Origin of the sequence: Streptomyces dryopteridis (assembly GCF_049606955.1) — a bacterium.
GTDB lineage: Bacteria > Actinomycetota > Actinomycetes > Streptomycetales > Streptomycetaceae > Streptomyces.
The window spans coordinates 1,790,594-1,810,829 of record NZ_CP187113.1; the positions used below are offsets into that span (position 1 = coordinate 1,790,594).

The window sequence follows — 20,236 nt, forward strand, 5'->3', positions numbered from 1 at the left end:
GCGGGGCGAACGCCCCCGAGAACTCCACTCCCACCGTCCCGGAGACGTTCACCGGCCCGCAGGGCGCGGCCGAGGCGCTCATCAAGGCCGGCGGGGTGTTCCGCACCGCCGAGGTCTCCGACGACCTGCGCACCGTGCACCACACGGGCGGGCGCGCCGGCGAGGCTTTCTACCGGGACCGGTGGAGCCACGACAAGGTCGTGTATTCGACGCACGGCGTGAACTGCACCGGTTCGTGCCGGTGGAAGGTGTACGTCAAGGACGGGATCATCACCTGGGAGACCCAGGCCACCGATTACCCGTCGACCGGCCCGGACCGTCCCGAGTACGAGCCGCGCGGCTGCCCGCGCGGTGCCTCGTTCTCCTGGTACAGCTACTCCCCCACCCGGGTCCGCTACCCGTACGTGCGCGGCACCCTGTTGAAGTCGTACCGCGAGGCCAAGGAGCGCCTGGGCGACCCGGTGCTGGCGTGGGCCGACATCCAGGCCGATCCGGAGCGGCGGCGCGCCTACCAGCTGGCCCGCGGCAAGGGCGGTCTGGTGCGGGCCACGTGGGAGGAGGCGACGGAGATCGTCGCCGCCGCGCACGTGCACACCATCAAGGAGCACGGCCCGGACCGGGTCGCGGGCTTCTCCCCGATCCCGGCGATGTCGATGGCCTCGCACGCGGCGGGCGCGCGGTTCCACTCCCTCATCGGCGCGCCGATGTTGAGCTTCTACGACTGGTACGCGGACCTGCCGGTCGCCTCGCCGCAGGTGTTCGGCGACCAGACGGACGTGCCGGAGTCGGGCGACTGGTGGGACGCGGCGTACCTGATGATGTGGGGCTCGAACGTCCCCGTCACCCGGACCCCGGACGCGCACTGGATGGCCGAGGCCCGTTACCGGGGCCAGAAGGTCGTCACCGTCTCCCCCGACTACGCGGACAACACCAAGTTCGCCGACGAGTGGATGCACCCGCACCCGGGCACCGACGGGGCACTGGCCATCGCGATGGGCCACGTGATCCTGAAGGAGTTCTTCGTCGAGCGGAAGACGCCGTTCTTCACCGACTACGTGCGCCAGTACACCGACCTGCCGTTCCTGGTCTCGCTCGCCGAGACCGAGGCGGGTCTGGTCCCGGGCAAGTTCGTGACGGCCGCCGACCTCGCCGAGTCCGGGCTGCGGCCCGAGGGCGAGGAGAACGCGAAGTTCAAGACGGTGCTGATCGACGACGTGACGGGCGAGCCCGTGGTCCCGAACGGCACCCTGGGCCACCGCTGGGGCAAGAACGAGACCCCCGAGTGGCACCTGGACCTGGGCGAGACCGTGCCCCGGCTGAGCCTGCTGGAGACGGCCTCGGAGACCGCCGAGATCGTGCTGCCCCGGTTCGAGGACGACGAGTCGGGCACGATCCGGCGCGGCGTGCCCGTGACCCGGCTCGGCGGCCGGCTGGTGACCACCGTCTTCGACCTGATGCTCGCGCAGTACGGCGTGGGCCGCGAGGGCCTGCCCGGCGAGTGGCCGAGCTCCTACGAGGACGCCTCGCAGCCCGGCACCCCCGGCTGGCAGGAGTCGCTGACCTCGGTGCCGGCCGCCCAGGCCGCCCGGGTGGCGCGCGAGTTCGCCGAGACCGCCGAGAAGTCCAACGGCCGCTGCATGATCCTCATGGGCGCCGGCACGAACCACTGGTTCCACTCCGAGACCATCTACCGGGCCTTCCTCGCCCTGCTGAACCTGACCGGCTGTCAGGGCCGCAACGGCGGCGGCTGGGGCCACTACGTGGGCCAGGAGAAGTGCCGTCCGGTGACCGGCTGGGCCACGCTGGCCGCCGCCTCCGACTGGTCGCGCCCGCCCCGCCAGATGATCGGCGCGGCCTGGTTCTACCTGCACACCGACCAGTGGCGCTACGACACGCTGCCCGCCGAGGCGCTGGCCTCCCCGCTGGGCACCGGCCGTTTCGAGGGCATGACGGGCGCCGACTGCCTGGCCGCCTCGGCCCGCATGGGCTGGATGCCGTCCTACCCGACCTTCGACCGCAACCCCCTCGAACTCGGCGCGGCCGAGGACCCGGTGGGGCAGGCGGTGGAGGAGCTGAAGGCGGGCACGCTGGGCTTCGCCGGCGAGGACCCGGACGCGCCCCACAACTGGCCGCGCGTGCTCAACGTGTGGCGGGCGAACCTGCTGGGTTCCTCCTCCAAGGGCAACGAGTACTTCCTCAAGCACCTGCTCGGCACCCACTCCAACCTTCCGGAGGACGGGCCGCGCTGCACGCCGAAGGACGTGGCGTGGCACGAGGAGGACGTGGAGGGCAAGCTCGACCTGCTCATGACCATGGACTTCCGGATGACGTCCACGACGCTCCTGTCGGACGTGGTCTTCCCAGCGGCGACCTGGTACGAGAAGCACGACCTGTCGTCCACCGACATGCACCCCTTCCTGCACGCGTTCAGCCCGGCCGTGGACCCGCCGTGGCAGGCCCGGTCCGACTACGACGCCTACCTCGGGCTCGCGCGCCGCTTCGGCGAGCTGGCCGGCGAGCACCTCGGCGTCCGCAAGGACCTCGTGGCCACCGCCCTCCAGCACGACACCCCGGGCGGCGAGATGGCGCAGCCCGGCGGCGTGGCCCTGGACTGGTCGAAGGGCGAGTGCGAGCCGGTGCCGGGTCGCACGATGTACAACCTGGCGGTCGTGGAGCGGGACTACGGGGCGGTCGGCGAGAAGTTCGCCGCGCTCGGCCCGCTCGTCGACAAGCTCGGCGTCACCACGAAGGCGATCACCTTCGACGTGGCCGAGGAGGTCGACTACCTGGGCGCGAAGAACGGCCTGGTGCGCGGCGGGGTCGCCGCCGGCCGGCCGAGCCTGGAGACGGCGCAGATGGCGTGCGAGGCGATCCTGTCGCTGTCGGGCACCTCGAACGGGCGGCTGGCCACCCAGGGCTTCCAGACCCTGGAGAAGAAGGTCGGCACCGAGCTGGCGCACCTGGCGGCCGAGGCCGAGGGCAAGCGCATCACGTTCGCCGACACCCAGGCCCGCCCCACCCCGGTGATCACCTCGCCGGAGTGGTCGGGCAGCGAGTCGGGCGGGCGCCGCTACAGCGCGTTCACCGTCAACACCGAGCACCTCAAGCCCTGGCACACGCTGACGGGCCGGATGCACTTCTTCCTCGATCACGACTGGCTGCACGAGGTCGGCGAGTCCCTGCCGGTGTTCAAGCCGCCGCTGAACATGAACCGGTTGTACGGGGAGCCGGCGCTGGGCGTCGTCGACGAGAAGACCGTCGCCGTGCGCTACCTGACCCCGCACAACAAGTGGGCGATCCACAGCCAGTACCAGGACAACCTGTACATGATGACGCTGGGTCGCGGCGGTCAGACCGTGTGGATGTCCCCGCAGGACGCCGCCGCCATCGGGGTCGCCGACAACGACTGGATCGAGGCCGTCAACCGCAACGGCGTCATCACCGCGCGGGCGATCGTCTCCCACAAGATGCCCCCCGGCACCGTCTACATGAACCACGCGCAGGAGCGCACGGTCGGCGTGCCGAAGACCGAGAAGACCGGTCGACGCGGCGGCATCCACAACTCGCTGACCCGCGTGATGCTCAAGCCCACGCACCTCGTGGGCGGTTACGCCCAGCTCACCTGGGCCTTCAACTACCTCGGTCCGACCGGCAACCAGCGCGACGAGGTGACCGTGATCCGGCGCCGCTCGCAGAAGGTGGAGTTCTAGTCCTATGCGCGTGATGGCTCAGATCGCCATGGTGATGAACCTCGACAAGTGCATCGGGTGTCACACCTGTTCGGTCACCTGCAAGCAGGCGTGGACCAACCGGCGCGGCACCGAGTACGTCTGGTTCAACAACGTCGAGACCCTCCCCGGCCAGGGCTACCCGCGCCGCTGGGAGGACCAGGAGAAGTGGAAGGGCGGCTGGGAGCGGACCCGCTCGGGCAAGCTGCGCCTGAAGGCCGGCGGCCGGCTGAAGAAGCTCGGCACGATCTTCGCCAACCCGAACCTGCCGGAGATCGACGACTACTACCAGCCGTGGACCTACGAGTACAAGAACCTCACGGACGCGCCGGCGGGCACCGACCTGCCGGTGGCGCGGCCCGTCTCGCAGGTCACCGGTGAGCCCCTCGACACCATCGAGTGGGGCCCGAACTGGGACGACAACCTGGGCGGCGCGCCCGAGCACGCCGTGAAGGACCCGATCGTGGAGAAGATCCGCGAGGAGGTCGGCGAGAAGATCCGCATGGAGTTCGAGCAGAGCTTCATGTTCTACCTGCCGCGGATCTGCGAGCACTGCCTGAACCCGGCGTGCGTGTCCTCGTGCCCCTCGGGCGCGATGTACAAGCGCGAGGAGGACGGCATCGTCCTGGTGGACCAGGACCAGTGCCGCGGCTGGCGCATGTGCGTCACCGGCTGCCCGTACAAGAAGGTCTACTTCAACCACTCCACCGGCAAGGCCGAGAAGTGCACCCTGTGCTTCCCGCGCATCGAGGTCGGCATGCCCACGGTGTGCTCGGAGACCTGCGTGGGCCGCATGCGCTACCTCGGCGTGATGCTGTACGACGCGGACAAGGTCGCGGCGGCGGCCGCCGTGGAGGACGAGCACGACCTGTACCCGGCGCAGGTCGAGTGCTTCCTCGACCCGCACGACCCGGAGGTCGCCAAGGCGGCGCGGGCGGCGGGCATCACCGACGAGTGGCTGGACGCGGCGCGCCGCTCCCCCGTCTACGACCTGATCGCGAACTACCAGGTGGCGCTGCCGCTGCACCCGGAGTACCGCACCATGCCGATGGTCTGGTACGTGCCGCCGCTGTCCCCGGTGGTGGAGGCCGTGGCCGCGACGGGCAGCGACGGCGAGGACGCCGGGAACCTGTTCGGCGCGATCGACGCCATGCGGATCCCCGTCGAGTACCTGGCCGAGATCCTCACGGCCGGCGACCGGATCCCGGTGGAGGCGGTGCTGCGGCGGATGGCCGCGATGCGCTCGTACATGCGCCGGATCAACCTGGGCGAGGAGCGGGACGAGTCCATCGCCGAGGCGGTCGGGCTGACCGGGCAGGAGCTGGAGGACATGTTCCGGCTGCTGGCGATCGCGAAGATCGAGGACCGGTTCGTGATCCCGACGGCGGCCCGCGCGGAGGCCGACGCCCTCGCCGACTCCCACCCGTTCGACGCCGACGGCCCGGACGCCGGGTGCCCGGTGGGCGAGGTCGCGGGCAAGCCGCGCACCGCGAAGGTGACCCTCAACCTGGGGCCGACCCGCTCCGGCGGTGCCGCGTGACCGCCCTGTCGGCGCACGGGCTGATCCGGCTCGTCGCCGCCCGGCTGCTGACCCACCCGGCGGACGGCTCCGGCGGCTCCGGCGGCTTCGACGCCGAGCTGCCCGCGCTGCGGGCCGCGCTGGCCGGGGTCACCGACCCGGCCGACGCGCCGGCCGTCGCCGACCTCGCGTCCTTCCTCGCGCACACCGCCGCGCTGGACCCGATCGACCGGGCCGCCGAGTACACGGCGACCTTCGACACCCGCAACCGCCGCTGCCTGTACCTCACCTGGTGGGTGGACGGGGACACGCGGCGGCGCGGGCTGTCGCTGGTGCGGCTGAAGCGGATCTACCGGGACTTCGGCATGGAGTACACGGGCGAGGAACTGCCCGACTTCCTGCCCGTGGCCTTGGAGTTCGCGGCCCGTCAGGAGGAGGCCGGAACCCTGCTGCTCCAGGAGCACCGGGCCGGCCTGGAGCTGCTGCGGCTCGCGCTCGCGGAGGCCGCGTCCCCGTACGCGGCCGTGCTGCGGGCCGTGGCCGCGACCCTGCCCGGCCCCTCCCCCGAGACCAAGGCGCAGGCCAAGGCCCTGGCGAAGGACGGCCCGCCGCAGGAACTGGTGGGCGCCGGCAACCCGCTGGAGCCCTTCGGCCCCGGCATCGAACGGGAGGACGGCTCGGACCTCCCCGAGGACCTGCGGGCCGCGCTGGCCACCGCGCTGTCGGCGGGCACGCCCGCGGGCGGTTCGGTAGGCGGGGCGGCCGTCGCGGGCGGGGCGGAGGACCTGCCCTGGCCCGTGAACCTGGCCGGCCCGCCCCCGGCCGCCGAGACCGCACCCGTCACCCCCTCCGCCGCTTCCACCGCTACGACCACTTCCACCGCGCCCGCTCCGTCCGAAAGGCACCCGGCATGATCGACCTGCTCCTGTGGGGCGTGCTGCCCTACGCGTCCGTGGTGCTGCTGATCGCGGGCACCGTCTGGCGGGGCCGGCACGACAAGTTCGGCCTGACCACCCACTCCTCACAGCTGCACGAGTCGCAGCTGCTGCGGATCGGCTCCCCGCTGTTCCACTTCGGGATGCTGTTCGTGGTCCTGGGGCACGTGGTGGGCCTGGTGATCCCGAAGTCCTGGACCGACGGCATGGGCCTGAGCGACCACGCCTACCACCTGATGGCCGTGTCCACGGGCGCGGTCGCGGGCGTGGCGGCGGCGGCCGGCATCGGGATCCTGGTGTGGCGGCGGTTCACCGTACGCGCGGTGCGCAAGGCGACCCTCAAGAGCGACCACCTGATGTACACGGTGCTGCTCGGGGCGATGGTGCTGGGCCTGCTGGCGACCGTGCTGAACTCGGCCGGCGCGATGGGCGACTTCAACTACCGCGAGGGCATCTCGCCGTGGTTCCGCAGCCTGTTCACGCTGTCCCCGGACTACGCGCTGATGGCGGGCGCGCCGCTCGCGTTCAAGCTGCACATCGTCTTCGGCTTCACGCTGTTCGCGCTGATCCCGTACTCGCGGCTGGTGCACATGTTCGCGGTGCCGATCGGCTACCTGTTCCGCCCGTACGTGGTCTACCGCCGGCGGGACCCGAAGCAGCTCGCCAACCGCGAGGAGACCAAGCGGGGTTGGGAGCGGGTGTCCTGAGCCGCGGGTCCTCCCGGGGGCCGGCGCGAAAACCTTGATTCCTCGAAGAGGGGTGACGAGATGTGACAATATGCCCAGAAGGGCTGACGGTCGCCTTGTCACCCCTTTTCCGGCTCCTTCCCCCTTGTGGAGGCTTTGCCCGATGACACCCATCCATCGGGGGCGGGCGAACGGCGGCACGACCGTCGTCCGCACCCCCCGGCACGCGGTCTCCGACCGTCCGTTCATCGTGATCTGGGAGGCCACCCGAGCCTGCCCCCTGGCCTGCCTGCACTGCCGGGCCGAGGCGCAGACGGCCCGGGACCCACAGGAGCTGGACGGGGCGGACGCCCGCCGGGTCATGGACCAGATCGCGGCCTTCGGCAAGCCCAGCCCGCTGTTCGTCATCACCGGCGGCGACCCCTTCCAGCGCGCCGACCTGACCGAGCTGGTCCGGTACGGCACGGAACTGGGCCTGCGGGTCGCGGTCTCCCCCTCGGGCACCCCGACCCTGACCCGCGAGAACCTGGAGGCGGTCCGGGACGCGGGCGCCGTCGCCCTCTCCCTCTCCCTCGACGGACCCGACGCCGCGCGGCACGACGCCTTCCGGGGCGTGCCCGGCGTCTTCGACTGGACCCTCGACGGCTGGCGGGCGGCCCGCGCCCTGGGGCTGAAGGTCCAGATCAACACCACCGTGACCCGGCACAGCCTGCCCGACCTCGCCGACATCGCCGCGCTCGTGCGCCGCGAGGGCGCCATGCTGTGGTCGGGCTTCCTGCTGGTGCCCACGGGCCGCGGCGAGGCCCTGGACGCGCTGGGCGCCGAGGAGATCGAGGACGTCCTGCACTTCCTCTACGACTGCGGCGCCGTCATCGCCACCAAGACCACCGAGGGCCACCACTTCCGCCGCGTCACCCTCCAGCGCACCATCCTCGACGCGCGCGGCGAACGCCCGCGCCTGGGCCCGGTGTACGAGCGGCTGCGCGAGCGGGCCGCGGAACTGGGCCTGTTCGAGGGCGAGGGCCGCGCCGTGCGCCGGCCGCCCATGGACGTGTCCTCGGGACGCGGGTTCGTGTTCATCTCGCACACCGGCGAGGTCCACCCCAGCGGCTTCCTGCCGATCTCGGCGGGCAACGTCAAGAACCACCCGCTGACCGACATCTACCGCGGATCCGCCCTGTTCACGACCCTGCGGCAGCCGGAGCTGCTGCGCGGCAAGTGCGGGGCCTGCGAGTTCAAGACGGTGTGCGGGGGCTCGCGCTCCCGGGCGTACGGGGCCACGAAGGACATGCTGGCCGCCGACCCCTACTGCGCGTACCGGCCGGGCAGCTTCCCCTACCAGGAGGAGCTGAGGGCCCTGACCGAAAGCATGAGGCGCTGAACCCGCCCCCACCGGTAAATTTATGGATTGGGCAGGTTTGTCCGATTCGGTCGTGAGAGAAGACGGAAACCATGCGTTCAGTGATCGTCATCGGCGGCGGCATCAGCGGCCTCGCCGCCGCCTGGCAACTGCGCGGTGGCGCCGACGTCACCGTGCTGGAGAGCCACGCCAAGGTCGGCGGGAAGCTCCGCACCGGCACCATCGCCGGGATCACCGTGGACGAGGGCGCCGAATCCCTCATGGCCCTGCGCCCGGAAGCCGTCGAGCTCGCCGCCGCCGTCGGCCTCGGGGACGCCCTGTGCGACCCGGCCTCCGCCCCCACCACCGTCTGGACCCACGGCGACCTGCGCCCCCTGCCCGCCGGCCACGTCATGGGCGTCCCCACCGACCCGGCCGCCCTCGCCGGCACCGGCCTCCTCTCCCCCGAGGGCCTCGCCCGCGTCATGGCCGAGGAGACCCTCCCGGCCCGGCCCGTCACCGAGGACGTGTCCGTCACCGAATACCTCGCCGGCCGCATCGGCCAGGAGGCCGTGGACCGGCTCGTCGAACCCATGCTCGGCGGCATCTACGCCGGCATGGCCGAACGCCTCTCGCTGCGCGCCGCCATGCCCCGCATCGCGGCACTGGCCGCCCAGGGCGCGCCCCTGCTGCCGGCCCTGCGCCGGATGCGCGCGGGCGGCGCCCCGCGCTCCGGGGCGGTCGCCGTCCAGGGCGTACGCGGGGGCACGGGCCGCTTCCCGCAGGCCGTCGCCGAGGCGTGCGGGGCCCGCATCCTCACCGGCACCACCGCCCGCTCCATGCAGCAGCTCCCCGGCGACCGCTGGCGGGTGCACGCCGTCACCAACGACGGCCCGCTGACCATGGAGGCCGACGCCGTCGTCCTCGCGCTCCCCGCGTACGCCGCCGCCGAACTCCTGCGCCCCCACTCCCCCGCCGCCGAGACCGAACTCTCGGCGATCCCGCACGCCTCCTCGGCCGTCATCACCATGGCCTTCTCCCGCGCCCAGTCCCACTACCTGCCCGAGGGCAACGGCTTCCTCGTGCCGCCGGTGGACGGACACCTGGTCAAGGCCGCGTCCTTCCTCTCCAACAAGTGGGGCTGGCTGCGCGAATCGGCGCCGGACGTGTTCGTGCTGCGGGCCTCCGTCGGCCGCATCGGCGAGGACGTCCTGGAACGCCCCGACCGGCACCTGATCCGCTCGGCCATCGCCGAACTGCACCACGCGGTCGGCCCCATGGGCGAACCCATCGCCACCCGCGTCACCCGCTGGGACCGCGGCCTGCCGCAGTACGGCGTGGGCCACCGCGACCGCGTGGACCGCATCCGCACGGCCGTCGACAAACTCCCCACCCTGGCGGTCGCGGGCGCGGCGTACGAAGGCGTCGGCGTGGCGGCCTGCGTGGCAACGGGCCGCACGGCGGCAAAGGACATCCTGGACCACCTGGCCCCCTGAGCCCCGCCGAAACCGAAACACGTCGAGGGCGGCACCCGTAACGCACGGGTGCCGCCCTCGCTCGTACGTCGCCCCCCGATTCCACTGCCGGAACCGGCGGGCTCAGCCCGTGACGTGGACCAGGTAGGGGTTCATGTCGTCACCGGCGGCTTCGGCCCGAAAGCCCGCGGACCCGAGGACCGCGACCAACGTCGCGTGCATGTGCTCGGTGACGAACCGAAAGTGCCGGAACTCGGGGGATGCGAAGTCGACGGCGCGCACGTCCTGCCGGGCGTCCGGGACCAGGGCCAAGTCGGTCGCCCACTGGACGAAGACGCCTCCCCGGGAGTCGTTCCCCGGATCCACCGACACCCTGGCGCCCAGCGGCGCGAGCCCGTCGTCCGCGTCCCGGTGCACGGCGAACCCCGCCGCCGCCAACGCCTCGGCCACCCTGCCGGCGAGCCCGTTCCGTTCGGCGATCTCCGCCTCGCCGGCCCTCCGGTCCTCGAACACCGTCATCCGCCGATCCCCCACCTTCACGTCGTCTCCGTCCCGGTGAACTCGGCGGCGGCGGAACGTCAGAAGACGAGCCCCGACTCCGCCGGGAACTCCGGCGGCCAAGGCCCGTCGTACAACGACTCCCGACCGCCCATCAACGCGGACTCCGCCTCACGCCACCCCGGATTCCCGCCGACGACGAAGCTGCCGCCCTCGGGGTCCAGGATCCAGGTGTACTCCGCGTCGCCGGGCACCAGCCCGTGCCGCTCCGCGAGCACGGCGAACTGCTCGGGGGCGGCCCGCCGGATGTGCAGGCCGTCCTCGTGGTAGGGCCGGAGCAGCATCAGCCGCACGTGCCCGATGTACACCTCGACGCGGGTCGAGGTGTTGTCGATCAACGTCGCCTCGCTCGCGAGCAACAACTGCCGGTGGGACGGGTTGAACGCAACCACACGGAAAAGCCTCCCCGTGCGGATGAAATCGCTCATGCCCAAGGCCCCTCCTGGTCCCGGCCCCGCAGGGGGGCTGCCGGACGTGGAGCAGGATCCTAATCACGGCCCGCCGAGCGCGACCAGAGGATGATCACGTTCCGCCGAAAACCCACACCCGAGCGGAACCGGGCAGGTCACACCACCACCCACACGTCAGACGGCGCGGCCACCCCTGACCCCGGCAACGAACGCGGCGAACGCCGGGGCGGCGACGCGAAGCACCGGCCCACCGGCCACCTTGGAGTCCCGCACGGGGATGAGGCCGGCGGGGATCAGGTCGACGGAGACTTCGATACACGCGCCGCCATCTTGGCTGTGCGAGGACTTGAACCAGCGGAAATCAGTGGTCACGGGAGGCCCTTTCACTATGCGGGGATCACGGCTACGGGCACCCTGCCCACGGCATACGCCCGCCACGCACGCGACGAACCCCCCGACCGACACGGCCAAGGGGTTCGTCGTACTCAGACACAAGGTCAGACGGCGCGGTCGCCCTTGACCCCGGCAACGAACGCGACAAACGCCGGGACGGCGACGCGAAGCGTCGGGCCGGACGAGACCTTGGAATCCCGGACGGGGACCACACCGGCAAGAAGCATGTCGGCGAAGACTTCCACGCACTGCCCGCCGTTCGCGCTGTGCGAGGACTTGAACCAGTGGAGATCAGTAGTCACAGGGCTCCCTTTCGCGCTGCGGGGATCACGAATACGGGCACCCTGCCCACGACGTGGGTCCGCCACTCACGCGAGGAACCCCTCAGCCGGCACGGCCAAGGGGTTCGTCGCGTTCAGGCAGCAGGTCAGACGGCGCGGTCGTCCTTGACGCCATCGACGAACGCGGCGAAAGCGGGGGCGGCGACGCGGAGCACCGGGCCGGCCTGCACCTTTGAGTCCCGGACGGGGACAACGCCGGTTGCTGCCGCAGTCGCAGGCTGCCACTCAACGCAGGTCCCGCCGTTGTCGCTGTAGGACGATTTCACCCAGCGGGTATCGGGGATCACGGCTTTCCCTTTCTGAGATCACGGAGCAGGGCCAGGGTTGCCGGTTGGGACAGCGCGCCCGCCTGTAGCTGATAGTAGGCCCTCAGCGTGGCCCGGACAGCGCGCGCATCCCGTTCAAGGTGACCCCGCTGGGCGGACTCAGCCCACGACATGAACGAGCCGCTCGGCATGGTCAGGATGTAGACGGGGAGCCGCAGAGGCCGCTCCGTCCCCATGTCGAACGGAGCCACTTGGAGGATGGTGTTGCCGCCTTCCGCGAACCTCTCCAAGGCGGCAAGCTGCTCACTCCACACCTCAGGACTGCCGACAGGACGTCGGATGCAGCTCTCGTCCAAGATGAAATGCAGCAGCATGGGCGGAGTGCGGGTCAACGCCTCCTGCCGCGCCATGGTCACGCGCACTCTCTCGTCTGCTTGATCCGCGGAGATTATGCCTCGCCGGGCATCGTATGCCGCGAGTTCCCGCGCGTACGCCTTGGTTTGGAGCAAGCCTGCCACGACGCCGACTTCATAGGCCCGCAGCTCTGCCGCGCGCGCCTCGTGCACCAGGTACTCGGGGTAGCCCTCCATAAGAGTGCCGCCCCGCAACCGTTCCACCTCAGCGACGAACGAATCCCGGTGATCCACGAGCCCCAAGGCCAGATCCACGGCTCTCGCCATGTCGAGAGTGAAGGTGCGTCGACCAGTTTCGACACCGGCAATATGCGAAGCGGCATATCCCAGATGCGTACTCATCGTCTCGCAGGACCAACCCCTCTGGTCCCGCAAGCTGCGCAAACGCACCCCAAGCGCCTCCCGGGCGCCCGCAGCAGGGTCCAGCTTCTTACGATTCACGCCACACCACTCAACTCTCAGGCCACTACAGGTCAGTTGATCGGTGCACCGACCGTACTCCAACCTGGTGGCACACCGCAGTCGGTTCGACACGGAGGGGAGTGGGCGGGCTTCGTGATGCCCGTCCGCCGGGGCCGGCCGCGTTGTGGGCGGGCCCTCGGCGTTGTCGTTCCCCGGGGGTTCGTCACGTCCGCTCGCCGTCCGGAGGAGCCCCCGCCATGAACCTCGCCTGTTCCGCCTCGCTGAGCCGGATCCCGCAGTACGTCGTCGCCACGGTTCCGCTCGGCACCGAGTACGAACGTGCCGCCGAGTGCGAACTCGCACGCGGCCACGACGGTTCGCACGCCGACCTGTTGTACGAGGTCGGCGGCTTCCTCGCCGTCTGGCTGCGGTGGGTGCTCGGCGGTGACCCCGAGACCGAGGCGCCCGCCCCATACTGCGACACGCGGCACCCCGGCGACGGGGAAGGCTGCGGGCTCGCCGTGACGCACCTCGGGCCGCACTCGTGGGAGATCCGCTACCCGGACCCCACGGCTGCGGCCACGGCCGCGGCCGAGATCGACGCCGAGGCCGGGGCCGACAGCGGGACCAGTGCCGACTCCGGGGTCGACGCCGGGACGGGGAGCGGCGTTGGGCCGGGGCCCGGGGCCGGGTCCGCGTTCACGGACTGAGTCGCGTCACCCCGTACCGCACGCCCCCACACCCGTCCCGCCCGCCCCGCGTCCCTGGAGTGTCCGTGACCGCGTTCCGTCGTGCCGAGTGTGGTGCTTCGTTCTTCGTCGCGCGGGATCTCGCCGGCGCGGCGCTGGACCGGCCGTGCGCACTCGCCCCCGGGCACCTGGGCCCGCACATGCGGCACGTGTGCGAGCACCCGACGCCGGGCGGCGCCGCCGTCTGGTTCGTGTGGAACGCCGTCATCGGGGTCACGCGGGTGCTGCCGTACTGTTCCTCGACCTCCGGGCACACCGGCTCCGCCTGCCTCTACCCGGAGGGGCACGGCAGCCCGCACACCTGGGGCTCGTCCGGGGTCGATCGCGCCTGATCTCGCCGGTGGGATATGCACCGGATTCGGGGGTTCCGGCGATTCGTCCCGTGTGCGTCTCCTGACCCCGGGGTTCCGCCCGCAGACTTGCGCGTCGTCACGCACCACTCGAAAGGGATCGAGAGGAGCACCGCCATGACGCTCGCACCGCACGCGCACGTGCCCGTCACACCCGTCCCGTCCACACCGGCCGGCTCGCCGCCCGCCCCGTACCGGGATCCCCGGGGGTACGTCCTGCCACCCGGGGGCCGACTGTCACTGATCCGCGTCCCCGATTCCGCCCACCCGGCCCGGAGTTCCTCTCGGGCCGGGTGACGCACGTCAAGGGCCCGGTGCCGTCCTCCCCCGTTCCGGGGGTCGGCGGGTCGGGGCCGTCCCCCGTCGGCGACCCACCCGTTTGGCCCCTCGACCGTTCTCCCCCGCACCCCCCGTTTCCCGGAAGCAGGCATCCCCACCATGAGCAGCACGACCGGCGCCCCGCCCACCACCCCCGCCGAGTACTGGGACAAGTACCGGCCCCACAAGGGCGAGGGGCCGCAGGTCCGGCCGGCGGCGGAGCGGTTCGACTGGACGGGGGTGCCGGGGGCGCCGGGGCCGGACGTGACGCTGTTCGGGGAACCGTTGCCCGCCGCGGCCCTGGACCTGGGGCCGGCCGAGGGCGAGAACGCGGCGGTCCTCGCGCGGGCGGGGGTGCGGGTGACGGCGGTGGACTTCTCGGCCGTGCAGGTGGCCCGGGCGCGCGGCTTCTGGGCCGATCTGCCGAACCTGGAGTTCGTGCACGCCGAGGCCCTGGCCTGGCTGGACGAGCAGACGGGGGCCGGGCGGCGGTGGGAGCTCGTCTACTCGACGTGGGGCGCCGTGTGGTTCACGGACCCGGAGGAGTTGCTGCCACGGGTGGCGCGGGCGCTGGCGCCGGGCGGGTTCTTCGCGTTCTCGCACCGTGAGCCGGCCGTCGGGCACCACGGGGCTCGGCGGATGAGCGGCGCGTGGTTGGCGGGGCGGGAATCGGAGCTGACCGTGCTGCGGTGGCAGCACACCGCGCAGGAGTGGTCGGACCTGCTCAAGCGGCACGGTTTCCGGGACGTGGACGCCCGGGTGCTGCCGGCGGCCGAGGCGGGCGCGCTGGGCACCCTTCTCGTCACCGCCCGAGCCTGAACCGCCCTCAGGAGGACGGCCGGCCGGGGCCGAAGACGGCGTCCACGAGTCGGCCGGTGGCCTGTTGGAAGGGGACGGCCATGGAGAGGCCGGCGTCGTCCGTGTAGTTGATCGACGCGGTGAGGATCGTGCCGGCGTCGGGGGTGGCGTAGAGCAGGGCGGCGTGGCCGGCCATGCCGCCGTTGTGGGTGAGGACCACGGCGCCGTCCTCGCCGACGGGCTGGACGAACAGCCCGAGCCCGTACCCGACCTTGGCCTCCGGGGTGCGCATCTCGGCGAGCAGCGCGGCCGGCAGGAACGACCCGCCCAGGAGGCCGGCGGCGAAGCACTGGAGGTCCTTGGTCGTGGAGATCACGTCGCCGCCGGTGGAGATCCAGGACGGGTTCTGCCGGGTGACGTCGACGGTGACCTGCTCGCCGGCCTCGTCCTCGTACCGGTAGTGGGCGCGGGCGTGGGGTTCGGGGAGGTCCGGGTCGGTCTCGGGCAGGCGGGTGTCGGCGAGGCCGAGCGGGTCGAGGACCAGGCGGCGCATCTCGTCGCGGAAGGGCCGGCCGGTGACGTTCTCGACGAGCAGGCGCAGCAGGACGTAGTTGGTGTTGGAGTAGCTCCAGTCGGTGCCCGGCTCGAAGCGGGCGGGGCGGGCGAGGGCGAAGCGGGCGAGTTCGGCGGGGCGGTACGTCGTGAACCGGTGGTCGACCCAGGCGCGGCCGGCGGTCGTCGCGGGGATGCCGGGGGTGAAGGTGCCGTCCTCGTGGTACTCGCCGGTGAAGTTGAAGACCCCGCTGGTGTGTTGGAGCAGCATCCGGGTGGTGACGCGGGGGTCGAGGCCGAGGCCGGGGAGGTGGCCGGCGGCCGGGGCGTCGAGGGTGAGGGCGCCCTCGGCGACGAGGCGCAGGACGGCAGCGGCGGTGAGGGGCTTGGTGACGCTGCCGACGCGGACGTGCCCGTCGATCGGCGGGGGTTCGGTGCCGCCGGGTGCGGTCAGGCCGGCGGCGGCGGTCCATTCGCCGTGCTCGTCGAGCAGGCGCAGGGTCACGCCGGTGAAGCCGCTCGCGGCCATGTCCTCGATGATCTCGCGCAGGTCAGGGCGGTCGTGGCGGTCGTGGGTCGTGATGGTGGACACGCGGATGCTCCTCGGGGTTGCGGTGCGACGGGGGAACGGGGGGGGGGACGGGGTGGGGCCGGCGGCCCGGGCGGTGCGGGGCCCGGACGGTCACGGGGGCCGGGCAGGAGTACGGATGGGGGTACGGGACCCGGCCGGACGCGGGTCAGGGGCTCAGGCGGTGCGGGCGGTGATGTCGCCGTATCCGGTGGTGGCGTGCACGGTGAGGGCGACCTCGGCGCCGCCGGTCGTGCCCAGGGCGTTGTGGATCCGGCCGTGACCGGTGCCCGCGTCGAGGGCGGCGGCGACGCCCCGGGCCGCGGAGACCTCGATGTCCCCGTGCCCGGTGTTCAGGCGGAGGGTGCCGCGCACGGCCTCGGTCACGCGGATGTCGCCCTTGAGGGTGCTGATCTCGGCGTCGCCGGTCAGTCGGCCGGCGGTGACGTCGCCGGCCTGGAGGACGAGGCGGGCGGCGGCGGCCTCGTCGAGCTTGACCGAACCGGCCGCGCTCTCGAAGCTCACGTCGCCCAGGCGGCCCACGCCGCGCAGTTCGGCGTCGGCGGCCGTGACCGCGACGCGGGAGCCGGCGGGCAGTTGGACGGTGATCTCGACGGCCCCGCTGTGGCCGAGGACCCGGTTGCCGGCCTCTGCCGCGCGGATCCGCAGCACCCCGTCGGCGTACCCGACCTCGATCCGCTCGGCGGCCTTCACGTCGCGGCTCTTGCCGGGGGTGGCGGGCAGGACCTCCACGACGGTGTCGGCGCGGTCGGCGGCGATGAGGCGGATCCGGCCGGCGGGGACGTCGAGGACGGCGGAGACGGCGGTGGTGGTGGCGAACGTGCGCATGGTGTCGATCCTTCGTTTCGGGTGACTCCGTCGGCGTTTCCGACATGAGAAAAGCTACGTTGCCTTTCCATGACAGGCAACACACCCAGCGCACAGAATCCTCAATATTGCAGCTCAGAACCCCTATTTCATTGCAACGGTCAGAATTCTAACGCAACGTCGACTCCGCACCACCGTTGCAATGGACTGAGATCGAACGCTATGCTGCGGATCCACCCGCACCACCCCGCACCACCCGAAGGAGAGCGCGATGCCGGGAGGCAGACTCACTCAGGCGGAACGCCGGCAGATCGCGCAGGGACTGGCCGACGGCCTCGCCTACGCCGAGATCGGCCGCCGCCTCGACCGGCCCACCTCCACCGTCACCCGCGAGGTGATGCGCAACGGCGGCCCCACCGACTACCGCGCCGACCGGGCCCACCGCGCCACCGAGGAACGCGCCCACCGCGGCCGGCAACCCGCCGCCCCCCGCACCGGCGGCGACGCCACCCCGCGCGCCCACGGCCGCGACCCCGAGGCGGTGCGCGCGTACGAGGAGGTGTTCGCGGGCGTCTTCGAGCAGTCGGGCCTGCCCCGGATGACGGCCCGCGTGCTGGCCTGCCTCTACACCACGGACGCCGGCACCCTCACGGCCGCCGAACTCGCCGGCCGTCTCCAGGTCAGCCCGGCGACCGTCTCCAAGGCCGTCGCCTTCCTCGAAAGCCAGGGCCTGGTGCGCCGGGAACGCGGCGAGGGCCGGCGCGAGCGGTACGTCGTGGACGACGACGTGCTGTACCAGTCCACGATGGCCAGCGCCCGCTCCACCGCCCACCTCGCCGTCATCGCCCGCCAGGGCGTCGGCGTCCTGGGCAGCGGCACGCCGGCGGCGGGCCGGCTGGAGAACATCGCGCGGTTCGTGGAGTTCGTCTCGGAAAACATCGCCCGAGCCGCCGACCAGGCCCGAGCCATCCTCCACACCACCCCGCCCATTCCCCCCACCCCGGCCGACGCCGAACCCCCGGCGTCGGCCGGGGGCTGAGTTCACCGTGTCGGGAGCTCGGCGACACGGCCGGCGGTGCGTGGCCGACCGTCGAAGACCTCCGCGCGCCGCTGTTCACGACCTGCCCGACCCGGGACCGGACGCTCTCGCCGGGGAGCCTCTCGGTGCGGGTCGGGCGGACACGTCATCGGGCTGTCGAGCCCCTCACAGGGTGGCACCCGAGGCCGCGAGGGCCTCCTTCACCTTGCGGATCAGCTGTTCGCCCGTCAGTGACGCCGTTTCGGAGCGCGACAGCAGGAGACCGTTGACGTCGAGGGAGGGAGCACCGGAGGGAACCTTCCCCTCGAACTCCTCCTGCGAAGCCGAGACCCAATTCCTGTAGGAATTCGCGGCGATGCAGGAGTTCATTTCACGGCTATCGAGCCCGGCACCTCGCGCCACGCCCCGAACCACGTCCTCGCCGCCCGAGCCGGAGTCCTTTCGCCGCTCCACGACGGCGGCGAGGAAGGGACTCAGCCCTCCGTGATCATCGGCACAGGCGGCAGCGGCGGCGAGGTCCCTGGCGAGCGATCCGTCACGGGATTCGGCGCGATCGTGCACGAATCGGTAATCGATCTGCACCTGCCCGGTCTTCAGGAGCCGCTCCAAGGACGACCGGTGCTTCTCGAGGAATCCGGTCGAGTGCTCGCCCGACAGATCGACGTACAGAGTCACCGTGACCGGCACCGCGGGTTGCTCTCGGAGCGCCAGTCGCCCCTCCGCCCCACCCGAGGAGTTCGAGGGGTAGACGACCTGACGGGCCGTCTTCTCGCGGACCTTGAGGCCGACGATCGCCGCAGCCCCGTACACCAGGGTGCCCGCCACCAGGATCACCACGATGCGGTTCTTGTTCTGCCGCACGGTCTCCAGAAGTCGCACCACCCGGGAGTTCGACCGCAGTTCTCTGTCACGCCACATCTGAAATTTCTCACACCCTCGTTCTAGGACGCCGCGGCAGGAGCCGCAGGCGCGGGACGGGAATCGAAGATGTCCACGACGAACACCAGCGTCGCATCCTCGGGACAGTCACGTGGCGGATTCTTTCCATACCCCTTTTCCGGGGGAATGGTCAAAAGAACCCGACTGCCGACCCTCTTCCCGATCAACCCCTCGCTCCAGCCTTCGGTCCATTGTGACACCGGCTCCCACATGGGCACGGGCAAAGGGTGATTGAACTCCCATGAAGAGTCGAACTTCTTGCCCGCCTCCCACGCGTAACCCGCGTAGTGGACCTGGATCTGGTCCATGGATCCGACAGGCTTCCCCGAACCCTCCACGATGACCTCACTCCGGTACTCCCGGGGCGGAGCACCTTCCGGAATCCTCACGTCGGGTTCCGACGCACCGGCGGTGACGATCGGGTTTCCGGCATCGCCCCGTTCGACGAGGCGGCCGTCCACCTGGACCCTCTTGGCGTAGTTCTTCACCACGTCCAGCACCAGCAGCACCGGCTCGTCGGGTTTGACACCGAAGCGCTTGTTGCCACGGTCCCCGTAGAGGGACTCGGCCGGAGTGGAGACCTGTAGCCTGCTGCCTTCGGCAGCTCCTTCGACCGCCTTGAGGAAAGCCTCCGGAGGGCGTCCGGGGCCGGTGTCACCGGCCTGGAAGAAGAGCGGGAACTCTGCCGCCGCAAAAGAGTTCCCGACCTCCCGTCCGTCCCCGAGCGAGTACATGGCGTACTCGACCGAGATGAAATCCCCCGACTCCACGGGCTTGCCGTCACCGGTGATGACGGTTTTCACGTCGAGTTCCGGAGGGGTGACAGGTGAGCTGATCCCGACCGTCGGCTTCTCTCCGAATGCACCCGCGACCGATATCTTCTCGGCTTTCGGTGCGGTGCACGCGGCGAGCGTCAGTGCCATGACTGCCGCGGCGAAGGCGGTACCGGTCTTGAACCGCCACCTGTCCATGTTCGGCCCCGATCCTTAACGGGCGGACGCCGCCGCCTGAGCGGGCGCCGGTTCGGCGGCGCTCTTGTGCAGGGACTTGCCGTCACCGGGCACCCCGGCGGGCCCGTAGACGACACCGTTGATCCGCTGGTACGTCACCCAGGTGTCGCCATCCTGGATCCAGTCCGCGAAGCGGTTGTCGTAGTAGAAGGTGTGCTTCTTGCCCTTCTGGTACCCAATGAAGTGGCCGTAGGCGAAGTTCCCCGCCATCATCCAGTCGGCCCACACCTCGGGCTCGGAGTCCCGACCGGTGTAGCAGGCCTGGTAGACCTTGTTACCCTCGTGGAACTTGTACTTGGTGAAGGGCTTGAACCCCGGCGCGACCTCGATGAGGCAACTGACCCCACCACTGCGGTAGGTGTCGGGCTTGGCCGGCACACCTTCCGGACGGTTCTTCTTCATCGGGTTGTCGAGCAGGTCGACGACATCCACCGCATTATCCGACTGAGTCGCGGAAGCAGCCTTCTCGGGCTTGCCCCCGTCCGCGAATGCGGTCCCCCCGAGTGGAATCGTGATGGCGGCAGCGAGTGCTATGCTGACGATTTTCTTGGACATGTTCACCTGTTTTCATTTCGCTTGGTCAGGGCGAAATTTCGGGCCGATCCCAGATCGACCGTGTT

21 protein-coding genes are annotated in these 20,236 nt (G+C 71.2%); 10 read left to right on the forward strand and 11 right to left on the reverse strand.

Annotated elements, in window-relative coordinates; genetic code table 11:
- Nucleotides 1-80 precede the first annotated feature (80 nt).
- From ACN20G_RS07245 to hemG, 6 genes are all read left to right on the forward strand, one after another.
- Nucleotides 81-3,710, forward strand: coding sequence for a nitrate reductase subunit alpha (locus ACN20G_RS07245; protein WP_424215410.1), 3,630 nt, complete (start codon nucleotides 81-83; stop codon nucleotides 3,708-3,710).
- A gap of 4 nt (nucleotides 3,711-3,714) precedes the next feature.
- On the forward strand, nucleotides 3,715-5,268 hold the full coding sequence (narH, locus tag ACN20G_RS07250) for a nitrate reductase subunit beta (RefSeq protein ID WP_424211898.1): 1,554 nt from the start codon (nucleotides 3,715-3,717) through the stop codon (nucleotides 5,266-5,268).
- Nucleotides 5,265-6,161, forward strand: coding sequence for a nitrate reductase molybdenum cofactor assembly chaperone (gene narJ / locus ACN20G_RS07255; protein WP_424211899.1), 897 nt, complete (start codon nucleotides 5,265-5,267; stop codon nucleotides 6,159-6,161). The genes narH and narJ overlap by 4 nt, the downstream gene beginning before the upstream one ends.
- Nucleotides 6,161-6,889, forward strand: a complete 729-nt coding sequence (gene narI, locus ACN20G_RS07260; RefSeq protein ID WP_424215411.1) for a respiratory nitrate reductase subunit gamma — start codon at nucleotides 6,161-6,163, stop codon at nucleotides 6,887-6,889. Before narJ ends, narI begins: the two co-directional genes overlap by 1 nt.
- Nucleotides 6,890-7,031: 142 nt before the next feature.
- Nucleotides 7,032-8,249 carry a TIGR04053 family radical SAM/SPASM domain-containing protein gene (locus tag ACN20G_RS07265; protein ID WP_424211900.1) on the forward strand — a complete coding sequence of 406 codons (1,218 nt, stop codon included), beginning with the start codon at nucleotides 7,032-7,034 and terminating at the stop codon, nucleotides 8,247-8,249.
- A gap of 71 nt (nucleotides 8,250-8,320) precedes the next feature.
- Complete coding sequence (gene hemG / locus ACN20G_RS07270) at nucleotides 8,321-9,703, forward strand: protoporphyrinogen oxidase (RefSeq protein WP_424211901.1); 1,383 nt, start codon at nucleotides 8,321-8,323, stop codon at nucleotides 9,701-9,703.
- A 102-nt stretch (nucleotides 9,704-9,805) separates the two neighbouring features.
- On the opposite strand, the gene ACN20G_RS07275 is transcribed toward hemG, so the two are convergent.
- The 6 genes from ACN20G_RS07275 to ACN20G_RS07300 all read right to left on the reverse strand — a co-directional run bounded on the left by ACN20G_RS07275 (nucleotide 9,806) and on the right by ACN20G_RS07300 (nucleotide 12,828).
- The gene (locus ACN20G_RS07275) at nucleotides 9,806-10,201 is read right to left on the reverse strand and encodes a hypothetical protein (protein WP_424211902.1); all 396 of its coding nucleotides are present in this window, start codon (nucleotides 10,199-10,201) and stop codon (nucleotides 9,806-9,808) included.
- A 59-nt stretch (nucleotides 10,202-10,260) separates the two neighbouring features.
- Nucleotides 10,261-10,668 carry a hypothetical protein gene (locus ACN20G_RS07280; protein WP_424211903.1) on the reverse strand — a complete coding sequence of 136 codons (408 nt, stop codon included), beginning with the start codon at nucleotides 10,666-10,668 and terminating at the stop codon, nucleotides 10,261-10,263.
- Nucleotides 10,669-10,824: 156 nt separating this feature from the next.
- Complete coding sequence (locus ACN20G_RS07285) at nucleotides 10,825-11,022, reverse strand: DUF397 domain-containing protein (protein ID WP_424211904.1); 198 nt, start codon at nucleotides 11,020-11,022, stop codon at nucleotides 10,825-10,827.
- Nucleotides 11,023-11,147: 125 nt separating this feature from the next.
- Nucleotides 11,148-11,345 (reverse strand): DUF397 domain-containing protein, encoded by a 198-nt coding sequence (locus ACN20G_RS07290; protein ID WP_424211905.1) that lies wholly within the window; start codon nucleotides 11,343-11,345, stop codon nucleotides 11,148-11,150.
- A gap of 125 nt (nucleotides 11,346-11,470) precedes the next feature.
- On the reverse strand, nucleotides 11,471-11,671 hold the full coding sequence (locus ACN20G_RS07295; RefSeq protein ID WP_424211906.1) for a DUF397 domain-containing protein: 201 nt from the start codon (nucleotides 11,669-11,671) through the stop codon (nucleotides 11,471-11,473).
- Entirely contained in the window at nucleotides 11,668-12,828 is a 1,161-nt protein-coding gene (locus tag ACN20G_RS07300) for a helix-turn-helix domain-containing protein (protein WP_424211907.1), read from the reverse strand. Before ACN20G_RS07300 ends, ACN20G_RS07295 begins: the two co-directional genes overlap by 4 nt.
- On the opposite strand from ACN20G_RS07300, the gene ACN20G_RS07305 reads away from it, so the two are divergent.
- The 3 genes from ACN20G_RS07305 to ACN20G_RS07315 all read left to right on the forward strand — a co-directional run bounded on the left by ACN20G_RS07305 (nucleotide 12,723) and on the right by ACN20G_RS07315 (nucleotide 14,701).
- Entirely contained in the window at nucleotides 12,723-13,175 is a 453-nt protein-coding gene (locus ACN20G_RS07305; protein WP_424215694.1) for a hypothetical protein, read from the forward strand. The genes ACN20G_RS07300 and ACN20G_RS07305 overlap by 106 nt on opposite strands.
- 65 nt (nucleotides 13,176-13,240) lie before the next feature.
- The gene (locus tag ACN20G_RS07310) at nucleotides 13,241-13,546 is read left to right on the forward strand and encodes a hypothetical protein (protein ID WP_424211908.1); all 306 of its coding nucleotides are present in this window, start codon (nucleotides 13,241-13,243) and stop codon (nucleotides 13,544-13,546) included.
- A 456-nt stretch (nucleotides 13,547-14,002) separates the two neighbouring features.
- Nucleotides 14,003-14,701, forward strand: coding sequence for a class I SAM-dependent methyltransferase (locus ACN20G_RS07315; RefSeq protein WP_424211909.1), 699 nt, complete (start codon nucleotides 14,003-14,005; stop codon nucleotides 14,699-14,701).
- 7 nt (nucleotides 14,702-14,708) lie between these two features.
- Here ACN20G_RS07315 and ACN20G_RS07320 read toward each other — a convergent pair whose 3' ends face one another.
- A complete protein-coding gene (locus tag ACN20G_RS07320; protein ID WP_424211910.1) occupies nucleotides 14,709-15,824 on the reverse strand; it encodes a serine hydrolase domain-containing protein in 1,116 nt (371 codons plus the stop codon).
- A gap of 153 nt (nucleotides 15,825-15,977) precedes the next feature.
- On the reverse strand, nucleotides 15,978-16,649 hold the full coding sequence (locus ACN20G_RS07325) for a DUF4097 family beta strand repeat-containing protein (protein ID WP_424211911.1): 672 nt from the start codon (nucleotides 16,647-16,649) through the stop codon (nucleotides 15,978-15,980).
- Nucleotides 16,650-16,899: 250 nt separating this feature from the next.
- Here ACN20G_RS07325 and ACN20G_RS07330 point away from each other — a divergent pair, with 250 nt between their 5' ends.
- On the forward strand, nucleotides 16,900-17,667 hold the full coding sequence (locus ACN20G_RS07330) for a helix-turn-helix domain-containing protein (RefSeq protein WP_424211912.1): 768 nt from the start codon (nucleotides 16,900-16,902) through the stop codon (nucleotides 17,665-17,667).
- A 165-nt stretch (nucleotides 17,668-17,832) separates the two neighbouring features.
- Here ACN20G_RS07330 and ACN20G_RS07335 read toward each other — a convergent pair whose 3' ends face one another.
- The 3 genes from ACN20G_RS07335 to ACN20G_RS07345 are packed head-to-tail and all read right to left on the reverse strand — an operon-like array spanning nucleotide 17,833 to nucleotide 20,048.
- Nucleotides 17,833-18,585: a DsbA family protein gene (locus ACN20G_RS07335; RefSeq protein ID WP_424211913.1), complete on the reverse strand. Its 753-nt coding sequence runs from the start codon at nucleotides 18,583-18,585 to the stop codon at nucleotides 17,833-17,835.
- A 23-nt stretch (nucleotides 18,586-18,608) separates the two neighbouring features.
- On the reverse strand, nucleotides 18,609-19,577 hold the full coding sequence (locus ACN20G_RS07340) for an FKBP-type peptidyl-prolyl cis-trans isomerase (protein ID WP_424211914.1): 969 nt from the start codon (nucleotides 19,575-19,577) through the stop codon (nucleotides 18,609-18,611).
- A 15-nt stretch (nucleotides 19,578-19,592) separates the two neighbouring features.
- On the reverse strand, nucleotides 19,593-20,048 hold the full coding sequence (locus tag ACN20G_RS07345; protein ID WP_424211915.1) for a hypothetical protein: 456 nt from the start codon (nucleotides 20,046-20,048) through the stop codon (nucleotides 19,593-19,595).
- Nucleotides 20,049-20,236: the final 188 nt, after the last annotated feature.